Origin of the sequence: Streptomyces sp. NPDC059373 (genome assembly GCF_042751495.1) — a bacterium.
In the GTDB taxonomy this organism is placed as follows: Bacteria; Actinomycetota; Actinomycetes; order Streptomycetales; family Streptomycetaceae; genus Actinacidiphila.
On record NZ_JBHYXC010000009.1, the window covers coordinates 190,124 to 200,897 of the forward strand.

At 69.4% G+C, this 10,774-nt stretch carries 9 protein-coding genes and 1 tRNA gene; 5 read left to right on the forward strand and 5 right to left on the reverse strand.

The features are described from left to right. Position 1 precedes the first annotated feature (1 nt). From ACFXJ5_RS16445 to ACFXJ5_RS16455, 3 genes are all read right to left on the reverse strand, one after another. The gene (locus ACFXJ5_RS16445; protein ID WP_384631065.1) at positions 2–1,696 is read right to left on the reverse strand and encodes a glycosyl hydrolase family 18 protein; all 1,695 of its coding nucleotides are present in this window, start codon (positions 1,694–1,696) and stop codon (positions 2–4) included. Positions 1,697–1,912: 216 nt separating this feature from the next. Continuing rightward, on the reverse strand, positions 1,913–2,977 hold the full coding sequence (locus tag ACFXJ5_RS16450) for an LLM class flavin-dependent oxidoreductase (RefSeq protein ID WP_384631066.1): 1,065 nt from the start codon (positions 2,975–2,977) through the stop codon (positions 1,913–1,915). 513 nt (positions 2,978–3,490) lie between these two features. Then, positions 3,491–4,966: an NAD-dependent succinate-semialdehyde dehydrogenase gene (locus ACFXJ5_RS16455; RefSeq protein WP_384631067.1), complete on the reverse strand. Its 1,476-nt coding sequence runs from the start codon at positions 4,964–4,966 to the stop codon at positions 3,491–3,493. Between the two features lie 116 nt (positions 4,967–5,082). On the opposite strand from ACFXJ5_RS16455, the gene ehuB reads away from it, so the two are divergent. From ehuB to ACFXJ5_RS16480, 5 genes are all read left to right on the forward strand, one after another. Beyond that, the gene (gene ehuB / locus ACFXJ5_RS16460) at positions 5,083–5,967 is read left to right on the forward strand and encodes an ectoine/hydroxyectoine ABC transporter substrate-binding protein EhuB (protein WP_384631068.1); all 885 of its coding nucleotides are present in this window, start codon (positions 5,083–5,085) and stop codon (positions 5,965–5,967) included. A gap of 4 nt (positions 5,968–5,971) precedes the next feature. Continuing rightward, entirely contained in the window at positions 5,972–6,643 is a 672-nt protein-coding gene (gene ehuC, locus ACFXJ5_RS16465; RefSeq protein ID WP_384631069.1) for an ectoine/hydroxyectoine ABC transporter permease subunit EhuC, read from the forward strand. After that, a complete protein-coding gene (ehuD, locus tag ACFXJ5_RS16470; protein ID WP_384631070.1) occupies positions 6,643–7,278 on the forward strand; it encodes an ectoine/hydroxyectoine ABC transporter permease subunit EhuD in 636 nt (211 codons plus the stop codon). The genes ehuC and ehuD overlap by 1 nt, the downstream gene beginning before the upstream one ends. A 22-nt stretch (positions 7,279–7,300) precedes the next feature. After that, positions 7,301–8,050: an amino acid ABC transporter ATP-binding protein gene (locus tag ACFXJ5_RS16475; RefSeq protein ID WP_384631082.1), complete on the forward strand. Its 750-nt coding sequence runs from the start codon at positions 7,301–7,303 to the stop codon at positions 8,048–8,050. 216 nt (positions 8,051–8,266) lie between these two features. Continuing rightward, positions 8,267–9,022, forward strand: a complete 756-nt coding sequence (locus tag ACFXJ5_RS16480; protein WP_384631071.1) for an IclR family transcriptional regulator — start codon at positions 8,267–8,269, stop codon at positions 9,020–9,022. A 66-nt stretch (positions 9,023–9,088) separates the two neighbouring features. Here the strand turns inward: ACFXJ5_RS16480 and ACFXJ5_RS16485 are convergent. Both ACFXJ5_RS16485 and ACFXJ5_RS16490 read right to left on the reverse strand, forming a co-directional pair. Then, positions 9,089–9,161: transfer RNA gene (locus ACFXJ5_RS16485), tRNA-Lys, on the reverse strand. Further along, positions 9,124–10,338 carry a LuxR C-terminal-related transcriptional regulator gene (locus ACFXJ5_RS16490; RefSeq protein ID WP_384631083.1) on the reverse strand — a complete coding sequence of 405 codons (1,215 nt, stop codon included), beginning with the start codon at positions 10,336–10,338 and terminating at the stop codon, positions 9,124–9,126. Before ACFXJ5_RS16490 ends, ACFXJ5_RS16485 begins: the two co-directional genes overlap by 38 nt. Positions 10,339–10,774: the final 436 nt, after the last annotated feature.

A 10,774-nucleotide genomic window follows, 5' to 3' on the forward strand; every position in this document is an offset into this window, starting at 1 on the left:
GCTAGCCGCAGGCCCCCAGGTCCTGCCAGACGCCCCATTCACCGGTGGTGCCGGGGACCTCGTTCTGAGTCCACCACTTGGCGTTCCAGTTGTGGCCCGCGTAGGAGACGTGGTTGCCCGCGACGTAGATGGCCGAGCTGCTCCAGGCGGCGGCGCAGGTCCCGCCGGTGGCCGTGGCGGTGGGGGTCGGCGTCGGCGTGGCGGTGGGGGTCGCCGTCGGGGTCGGGGTGGGGGTCGCCGTCGGAGTGGCAGTCGGCGTGGACGTCGAGCCGGAGCAGCTGGACGCGGAGCCCTTGACGGCGGTGTTGATGGCGTTGAGCAGGGTCGTGCCGGTGTCCAGGTCGAGCAGCGAGTACATCATCGCGCCGCCGAGCCCGTGGCAGTGCGCGTAATCAGCCCGCGCCTGGATGGACTGGGCGTTGAGGCCGGTCCAGAACTCGGTGCCGTTGTAGAAGTACGAGGCCTTGGCCGTGTCGTCCCAGTAGGTGTAACTCGGATTGTCGACAAGGCCGGTGAGTTCCTTGTAGTAGGCGATGCCTGCGGTCGCGCTGAGGCTTCTCGCCGGCGCTGGGCCGGTCGCGGACTGGGCGAGGCCGTGGTTGCTGCCCGCCGAAACGCCGGTCCAGCCGCGGTAGTAGAGCTCATAGCCGAGCGTCATCTTGGATGGCGCCAGCCCGCCGTTCGTATAGGCGGTGACAGCGGCGTCGATGTTGTACTTCGTGGTCGTCGGGTCGCCCGCCGAGGCGTAGAGCGGCGACTGGTGGTAGGTCGGACCGGTCGCGGCCCAGGCGCCGTTCATGTCGTACGTCATGAGGTTCGCGTAGTCGAGGTAGGAACCGATCTGGCTGGTCTCGAGGTTCGCGATCTTGTCCCCGCCGGCCGGGAGGGCGGCGGTGAGGAGCATCTTGCGGCCGTTGGCGGAGCCGTACGCGTCGAGCTGCTTCCTGAACTCCGCGAGCAGGAGCGTGAAGTTGGCCTTGTCGGCGGTGCTGTAGTGGTTGCCGGTGTGGCCACCGGCGGAGCCTGGGTACTCCCAGTCGATGTCGACGCCGTCGAAGAGGCCGGCCGCGGAGCCGGTGCCGCCGAAGCCGTTGGCGACCGGCAGGTTGCCCTTGATGAAGGTGTCGATACAGGAGGTGACGAACTTCGTACGGGAGGTGGCGCTGGCGGCGACGTCCGAGAAGTACTTGGAGTACGTCCAGCCGCCGATGGAGATGTTGATCTTCAGGTTCGGGTACTTGGCCTTCAGCTTCTTCAGCTGGTTGAAGTTGCCCACCAGCGGCTGGTTCCAGGTGTCGGCGACCCCGTCGACGCTGTCGGCGGCCGCGTAGCTCTTGCCGTAGTCCGCGTAGGCGTCACCGGCTCCGTCGCCCGCGCTCGCGTTGGTCTCGTCCTGCGAGGCGGCCTTGTCGACGCCCTCGAGGCAGGTGAGGTTCGTCGGGTCGATGTTCGCGAACGAGTAGTTGAGGACGTCGAGCTTGCCCGCGATGCCCCGGGTGTCCAGCTGCTTGGGGTAGAAGGCGTTGCCGTACGTGCTCCACTGGTCGTAGTACGCGATGTTGACACCGCCGGTGGAGGTGGCGGCCTCGGCCGTGTCCGGGCCGACGCCCGCCAGCCCGGTGAACGCGCCGATGGCCAGGGCGGCGCTGGCGAGTGCCGCGACTATGGGTCTATGGCTGAACCTGATGAACTGCACGCGGCCCTCCGGTGGGGTCTGCGGGAGAAGCAGGGGGTCGCTGCATGAATAGCGCCGCGATCATGGGCAGGTCAATGGTCTGTACCAAAATCAGGACTAGACCAATTTCCCGCGCCCGGCTCCGCCCGGCAGCGCAAAGCCGCTCGCCACGGGTGTGACGAGCGGCTTTGCGCCGGTCCGGGGCGAACGAACCACTCCCGGCCGGGTAACGAGGCTTTAACCGGCGGAGCCGAGCCCGTACACGTCCGCGATCAACTCATAGGAGCGCAACCGGGCCTGCGGCGTATGACCGTTGGCGGTCAGCATCAGCTCATCGGCGCCGGTGCGGGCCGCGAGAGCGTCCAGGCCCTCCCGTACCGCGTCGGGCGTCCCATGAACGACATTCGCCATCCACGACTCCACGAAATCCTGCTCCGCCGGGCTGAATTCGTACGCCTCCGCCTCCTCCGGCGAAGGGATCAGCCCCGGCCGGCCGGTGCGCAGCCGCAGCATCGCCAGCGCCCCGCTGAGCACCTGACGGCGCGCGTCCTTCTCCTCGTCGGCGGCCAGCGCCGATACCCCGATGAGCGCGTACGGCTCCGCCAGCACGTCCGAGGGGCGGAACGACTCCCGGTAGAGCTCAAGGGCGGGGAGCGTGTTCACCGCGCTGAAGTGATGCGCGAAGGCGAACGGCAGACCCAGCACCCCGGCCAGCCGCGCGCTGAAGCCGCTCGACCCCAGAAGCCAGATCGCCGGCCGCGCCGCGCTCTGCACCCCGCCCGGCACACTCCCCTGGATCGGGCCCGGCACCGCGTGAATACGGCCGTACGGGTGCCCGTCCGGGAAGTCGTCGTCCAGGAACCGCGTCAGCTCCGCCAACTGCTGCGGGAAGTCCTCCGCCCCCTCCGCCCGCTCACTGCGCCGCAGCGCCGCCGCCGTCGCCCCGTCCGTCCCCGGCGCCCGCCCCAGCCCCAGGTCGATCCGCCCCGGCGCGAGCGCCTCCAGCGTGCCGAACTGCTCCGCGATCACCAGCGGCGCGTGGTTCGGCAGCATCACGCCGCCCGAGCCGAGCCGGATCCGGTCGGTATGCGCCGCGATATGCGCCAGGATCACCGCCGGCGACGAGCTCGCCACCCCCGGCATCGAATGGTGCTCCGCCACCCAATACCGGCGAAACCCCCGCCCCTCCGCCAGCCTCGCCAGCTCCACACTCGCGCGCAGCGCGTCGCTCGCCGTCAGCCCGCTTCCCACTTGCGCCAGGTCCAGCACGGACAGCGTCGGCGGCGTGGTCTCGTTGCCCACTCGGAGTTCCTCCTCGGTTTTTCGTTCTCCTCCACCAAAACCGAACCGGAGCCACTCTCCGCTTATTCCCGATCCCGGCCACCAGGCGGGGGCGGATCTCTCCCCCACCCCGCCCCTTCCCGAAACCAGGAGGCCAGCCCCCCGGACCCCCGAACGCCCTTCTGGGGGTGCCCCCTCTGGGGAGTGTCCTCAAACGCCGGACGGGCTGAATTTCGGCCCCCGGGTTGGGGGTAGGCCGTCCTCCCCCAGCTAGACGCTGGGAGGTGCCCCCAAGGCGAGCGAAGCGAGGTGGGGGTCCCCCCGGCCGAAGGCTGGGGGAGGGCTGGCCCAACCCGGCCACGGACCCGCACCCAACGACGCACCCGGACGGGGTCCAGGGGCAGCGCCACGGGACGGCGGACGGAGTCCGGCGCAGCCGTCCCGAAGCCTGTGAGGCCCCCTGGGGCCGAGCAGTGCGAGGGCGGCGTCCAGGAATCGGCAGGGGCGGGGTGGGGGAACGGACGCCGGGCCCTGTCAGACGTCGAGGGCGACGTATTTGACCTCGAGGTATTCGTCGATGCCGACGGTGCCGCCCTCCCGGCCGAGGCCGGACTGCTTGACGCCGCCGAAGGGCGCAGCAGGAGTGGAGACGACGCCCTTGTTGAGGCCGAGCATGCCGGCTTCGAGGGACTCGGCGTAGCGGACACCCCGCCGGAGGCTCTCCGTGAAGACGTAGGCGACGAGCCCGAAGACGGTGTCGTTGGCGAGGGCGATCGCCTGGTCGTCGTCGTCGAAGGTGACGACGGGGGCGACGGGCCCGAAGATCTCCTCCTTGAGGAGCCGCGCGGTGAGCGGGACGTCGGCCAGGACGGTCGGCGGGTAGAAGTACCCGGGCCGGTCGTCGAGCGGGGCGCCGCCGATGACGGCGCGGGCGCCCGCGCCGACCGCGTCGCGGACGAGCTGGTCGACCTTGGAGCGACCGGCCTCATCGATGAGGGGACCGACCTGGACGCCGTCCTCGGATCCACGGCCGACGACCATGGAGCCGAGCTTTTCGGCGAGGCGCCCGGTGAAGGCCTCGGCGAGCGAGGAGTGGACGTAGATGCGGTTGGCGGCGGTGCAGGCTTCGCCGATGTTGCGCATCTTGGCGATGGCGGCGCCCTCGACGGCCCGCTCGAGGTCCGCGTCCTGGCACACGATGAGCGGGGCGTTGCCGCCGAGCTCCATGGACGTCCGCAGGACGTTGCCCGCGCTCTGCTCGATGAGCTTGCGCCCGACCTGCGTGGACCCGGTGAAGGAGAGCTTGCGCAGCCGCTCGTCCGACAGCAGCGGCCCGCACACATCTCCCGGCCGGGTCGTGGTGAGGATGTTGAGGACGCCGTCCGGGAGCCCGGCCTGGCCGAGGATCTCGCCCAGCGCCAGCATGGACAGCGGGGTCTGGTGGGCGGGCTTGACGATCATCGTGCAGCCGGCGGCCACCGCCGGGCCGATCTTGCGCGTGCCCATGGCCATGGGGAAGTTCCACGGGGTGATCAGCAGCGCAGGCCCGACCGGCTGCCGCATGATCCAGATGCGGCCGTTGCCGTCGGGCGCGGTCTTCCAGCCGCCGTCGATACGGACGGCCTCCTCCGCGAACCAGCGGAAGAACTCGGCGGCGTAAAGGATCTCGGTGCGCGATTCGGCGACCGGCTTGCCCATTTCCAGGGTCATCAGCAGCGCGAGGTCGTCCTGCCGCTCGACCAGCAGCTCGAAGGCGTTGCGCAGGATCTCGCCGCGCTCGCGCGGGGCGGTGGCGGCCCAGGCGGCCTGGGCGCCGGCGGCGGCGTCCATCGCGGCGTGGGCGTCCTCGGCCCCGGCGTCCGGCACGGCGCACAGTGCCTGGGCGGTCGAGGGGTCCTCGACCTCGTACTCGCGGCCGCCGCTCGCCGGGCGCCACTTTCCGCCGATCAGGAGCCCCTTGGGCGCACGTTCGACGACCAGTTGCTCACGCTTGTCCATCAAGTCGCTCATGGCAGCTCCCTGCCTGTCGCGGACATTCCCACCCTCCAGATTCGCATGAATGGCTTCGGAGCGCCGGGGTAGGCGCGGCCCTCGTATGCGAACCGCACCACCGGAGGACTGGTTTTATGACGACGCTCTCCCGCAGGGGATTCCTCGCCGCCGCGGCCGTGGCAGCGGCCACCGGCTGCAGCCGTACCGAGGTGGGGACCGGTGCCCCGACGGGGGACTCCGACCTCCTCGCGAAGCTGCGGAAGCAGGGGTACGTACGGGTCGGCTTCGCCGGCGAGGCACCGTACGGCTTCAAGGACGGCAACACGCTCGCGGGCGAGGCGCCGACCCTGCACAAGGAGATCTTCAAGGCGCTCGGCGTGCCGGAACTGCGGCCCACGCTCACCGATTTCAGCTCGCTCATACCCGGCCTGTCGGCCGACCGCTTCGACGTGGTCAGCGCGGGGATGGCGATCACCCCGGAACGCTGCGCGAAGGTGATCTTCTCGGAGCCGGAGTTCGTGTCGCCGACCGCGCTGATGGTGCGCAAGGGCAATCCGAAGCAGCTCACCGACCTGAAGTCGGCCGCCGCCAAGGGCAGCACCGTCGGCGTGCTGACGGCGGCCGTCGAGGCGGACTACGCCGCCGCCGCGGGCGTGCCCGGCGCGAAGGTGAAGGCGCTGGCCAAGCAGCAGGACGGGCTGGACGCGCTGGTCGCCGGGCGGATCGACGCCTTCGCGCTGACCAGCATCTCGCTGCGCTGGCTGGCGAAGACCAACAGCGGCGCCGACGTGCAGGTCCTGGACCCCTTCCTGCCGGTCCTGCACGGTACGAAGCAGTACAGCCCGGGCGGGGCGGTCTTCCGCAAGGACGCCGACTCCCTCCGGGACGCCTTCAACACCCAGCTGAAGAAGATCACCGCCGATCCGGCCCACTACACCTCGCTGATCGGCAAGTACGGCTTCACCAAGGCCGAGGTCCCGCCGGCATCCCTCAGGACGGCCGAGCTGTGCAAGGCGTGAGCGCATGAGCTTCCTCTCCGCGTTCATCCGTTACCTGCCCAGCGTGTGGGACGGCATGCAGATCACCGTCCTGGCCACCGTCCTGGGCGCGCTCCTCGCCCTGGTCCTCGCCTTCGTCCTCGGGCTGGCGGCGCGCTCCCGCCACCTCCTCGTACGCGGGCTGACGCGGGCCGTCGTCGAGTTCTTCCGGGGCACCTCCCTGTACGTACAGCTCTTCTGGCTGTTCTTCGCGCTGCCCATCCTCGGCTTCAAGCTGGTGCCGATGGCCTGCGCGGTGCTGGCCTTCGGGCTCAACTACGGGGCGTACGGCTCGGAGGTCGTACGCGGTGCGGTGGCCGCGGTGCCGCGCGCGCAGTGGGAGGCGGCGGTGGCGCTCAACATGACGTCGTGGCAGCGGATGCGGAAGGTGATCCTGCCGCAGGCGTGGCCGCAGATGATCCCGCCGTTCAACAACCTCCTGATCCAGCTCCTGAAGTGCACTCCCCTGCTGTCGCTGATCACGGTCTCCGACATCACCTTCCAGATGGACCAGTTGCGCTCGGCGACCGGTGACACCAAGGACGCGTACCTCGTCCTGCTGGTCATCTACTTCGTCCTCGCCTACGCGCTGACGCTGTGCATGAACGGCCTCGAGGCGCTGGGCAAGGCCCGCCTGGGGCAGGGGCGTGCTGCCTGATGTGGGACTGGCACACCGCACGCGAGGGCCTGCCGCTCATCCTCCACGGCTTCGGCATCACCCTCCTGGCCACCGCCCTCGGCTCGCTGGTCGCGATCGTCCTCGGGCTGGTGATCGCGGTCCTGGGCCGTACGCCGACCCGCTGGGTGCGGCTCCCGCTGCGCGCGGTGGTGGAATTCGTACGCTCCACGCCGGTGATGATCCAGCTCTTCGCGGTCTGGGTGCTGGCGCCCGGGCTCGATCCGCTGACCATCGGCATCGTGGTGCTCGGCGTCCACTACGCGATGTACACCTCCGAGGTGTACCGGGCCGGCATCGACGCCGTGCCCAGGGGGCAGTGGGAGGCGGCCGTCGCGCTGTCCCTGCCGCCGGCCCGTACCTGGTGGGGGGTGGTGCTGCCGCAGGCGGTGCGGAAGGTGGTTCCGGCGCTGGGCAATTACGTGATCTCGATGTTCAAGGAGACGCCGTTCCTCTCGGTGATCACGGTGAACGAGATGGTCCACGCGGCGAACCAGTTCGGCAGCGACAACTTCGCCTACCTGGAGGCCTTCACCATCGCCGCGGCCATCTTCCTGATCGCGAGTTACCCGACGTCCATGCTGATGAGGAAGCTGGAGAAGCGCCTTGCTCACTGACAACCCCGGCCGGAAGACCTCCGTGTCGTCCGACGTATCGGCCGCCGTGACCTTCGACCAGGTCGTCAAGCGCTACGGCGACCACACCGTCCTGGACCATCTCGACTTCGAGGTCCGCCAGGGCGAACGCGTCACCCTCATCGGCCCCAGCGGCTCCGGCAAGACCACCATCCTGCGGCTGCTGATGACCCTGGAACGCGTCACCGAGGGCGCCATCCACATCAACGGGCAGCCCTTCTCCGGGCTGCCCGACAAGCAGCTCCGCCGCGCCCGCCGCCATATCGGCATGGTCTTCCAGCAGTTCAACCTCTTCCCCAACATGAAGGTCCTCGAGAACATCACCGAGGCCCCGGTCCACGTCCTCGGCCTCAGCCGTGACGAAGCCGTCGGGCATGCCCGCGATCTCCTCGACCTGGTGGGCCTCGCCGACAAGGCCGACGTCCACCCCACCCGGCTCTCCGGCGGCCAGCAGCAGCGCGTCGCGATCGCCCGCGCGCTGGCGATGCGGCCCGACATCCTGCTGCTGGACGAGGTCACCTCCGCCCTCGACCCCGAACTGGTGCAGGGCGTCCTGGACGTACTGCGGGACATCGCCCAGGCCACCGACATCACCATGCTGTGCGTCACGCACGAGATGGGCTTCGCCCGGGACATCTCCGACCAGGTCCTGATGTTCGACGGGGGCCGGGTGATCGAGTCCGGGCCCCCGGAGCGAATGTTCAGCGAACCCGAGCACGAAAGGACCCGGGATTTCCTCGGCGCGGTGCTCTGAAAGAAATTGGGCCGTGCCGTGGGCATATGCCAGTGTGGCGCGTTCCTGCATATACGCCTGAAGGGCCCCACTTAAGTCCTCAACTCGCTCTACCTGAAAGCCTATCCGAGCTATCGTTGATTCCGGCCCTGCTGCCGGGCCCGGTCCGCTGTGTTCGACGACCGTGACCAGCAGCTACAGCAAGGACGCAAACGGTCACACCTGTAGGGGGACACCGTGGCGCTTGAGCACGGACAGATCGCGCCGGTCTACGCGGTCCAGTACGCCTTGCGCGTGCTGGAAGCCGTCGACAGTCATCGGCACGGCGTCACCGCCCAACAGCTCGCCCGTGAAATCGGCGTGCCGATCGAATATCTCACCCAGCTCCTGACCATGCTCAAGCGGGAACGCTATCTGCACTCACTGCCGGGCGGTGGGTACGCGGTCGGGGAGTCGCTCGTCCTGCTCGGCAGCGCCAGCCGGGACAAGGCGCTCGGCGACAAGATCAAGACCGTGCTGATGGCGCTGCGCGACGAGGTCGGCGCGGCGGTCTACTTCAGCCGTTACGACGAGGGCGAGGTCAAGATCGTCGACTTCGCCGACAGCCCGAACGCGCCGAAGGTGAACGAGTGGGTCGACTTCCGCTCCGCCGCCCACGCCAGCGCGGTCGGCAAGTGCCTGCTCACCCAGCTCGACCACGACGGCCGCCGCGACCACCTCTCCCGGCACAAGGTCGTACGGCTCACCTCCCGCACGACCATCAGCGAGAAGGTGCTCCTCACCAAGCTGGAGAGCCAGCCGGCCTCCTCGCCCACCCTGGACCTCCAGGAGTACGCGGTGGGCACGGTCTGCGCCGCCATCCCCATCACCGTCGGCAAGACGGTCGGCTGCCTCGCGCTGTCGCTCCCGGTCACCGAGGCGCATCGCCTGCGCCCGGCGGCCGACACCCTCAACGAGCGGGCGGCGCCGGTGCTGCTGTCCCTGGCCATCTGACGCTTTCCGCGCCGTGGGCATGGAGAAGGGCCCCTCACCGAAGTGAGGGGCCCTTTCCTACGCCTGTGCGCCGCGAGGGACTTGAACCCCCAACCCGCTGATTAAGAGTCAGCTGCTCTGCCAGTTGAGCTAGCGGCGCTCACCGACAGAGAAGATCCTACCTGACCTGCGTGGGTGTTCCCGACCACGTCGTCGAAGGGCCCCGGATCGTCGTCCAGCCACCCCAGCCGCACCATCTTCACCCCGGCCTGGAAACGGCTCTCGGCGCCGATCTGCTGCATCAGTTCCGCGACGATGCGGCGGACCGTGCGGTCGGACAGGCCGAGCTTGCGGGCGATCGCCTCGTCCGTCAGGCCGGAGGCGAGCAGGCGTACGACCTCACGGTGGCGGGTCCCGGCAACCGTTGCTCCACCCTCGTCGGAGACCAGGTCGGAGGACGTGGCCCAGAAGTGTTCGAAGAACTGGCGGAGCACCGCCACCATCGCGGGGCTGCGAAGCACCATCGCGGGAGGCGCGGCTTCCTCACCCGAAGTCGTGTCCGAGTCGAAGGAGGGCACCACGGCCACGTTGTGGTCGATGATGATCAGCCGCATCGGAAGCGTGGTGGCGGTGCGCACCTCGGCGCCGTCGCGGACCAGCTGCCTGAGGTGCGCGCGCATGTGCGGGACCGCCGCAGACGTGGCGAGCTGAATCGAACGCATCGCCACTCCACGCCGCAGCGTGTCGCGGTTGCGTGCGTCGCCGGCGGTGAGCCGCTCCGCGGGCAGCGGACGTCCTGGGTGCATCGAGAGGATCTCGACCCTGGAACTACGGGAGGCCTCGTCCAGGATCGACGCGATCTGGGCAGGCTGAACCGCGACCTCGATCCGGCCCTCGGCGAGCTGCCGGAAGTGCACTGGCTGGAACTCGGTCACCACCTGCGCCAGGGCTGTGTGCGCGCGGTTGACGTCGGCCAGCAACTCCTCGGTTCCGCGCCGGCTGGCCTCGAGCATCTGGGCCATGGCGGTGGCCGGCGAATGAACCGACCAGCCGCTGATCACCCCGGGGAACGCGGCCGCCAGGCCCAGTTCCTCGAGCCGGCCTATCGCATCGGCGAGTTCCTGGCTGGTCCAGCCAAGGCGGACACAGACCTCTTCCGGGACCCAGTCGGCATCGCCGAGCGCCAGCGCATAAAGTTCCCTCGCTCGCCCGCGCACCAGGTCGTCGCTCACTCCGCACCCCCTGCGCTCATCATGTCCACCCCGGCCTCGCTCAGAGTAAACGCCGCAGCTGGACAATGGACCCTTCGGGTCCCATCCGGTCCCATGTGTCCGCATAGGGCCATGTCCGTTTCCGGACCTCGGAATCTGAAGACCACTGCCTTGTTGTCCGACAGAATTCAGTCAGTCGTACGGTTCCTGGAGCCGCTGCGGCGAACCAGATCCGTCGCATCCCTGCTCACACCCCCGGACAGGTCGGTCATGACTTCGATACGCCGCACTGCCCTCCGCATTCTGGTGGGTTTCGCCGCTGCCACCTTCGTGGCTCTCGGCGGCGCGTCCGCTGCTTCGGCACACGCTGCCCCTGCAGTGTCGTCCCAGGCCACAGCCTCACCTAGCGACATCGTCTGGTAGGTACCCCAAAGACCACTCCCCTCCCCCCACGCTGACGGGCCCGGCATCCTCCCCCCCTCTTGCCGGGCCCCTCAGCATGCCCGCGTATCGGCGGGCACCGGGCCGCGGCGGGAAGCCGCCCGCTAGCCGGCACCCCCCC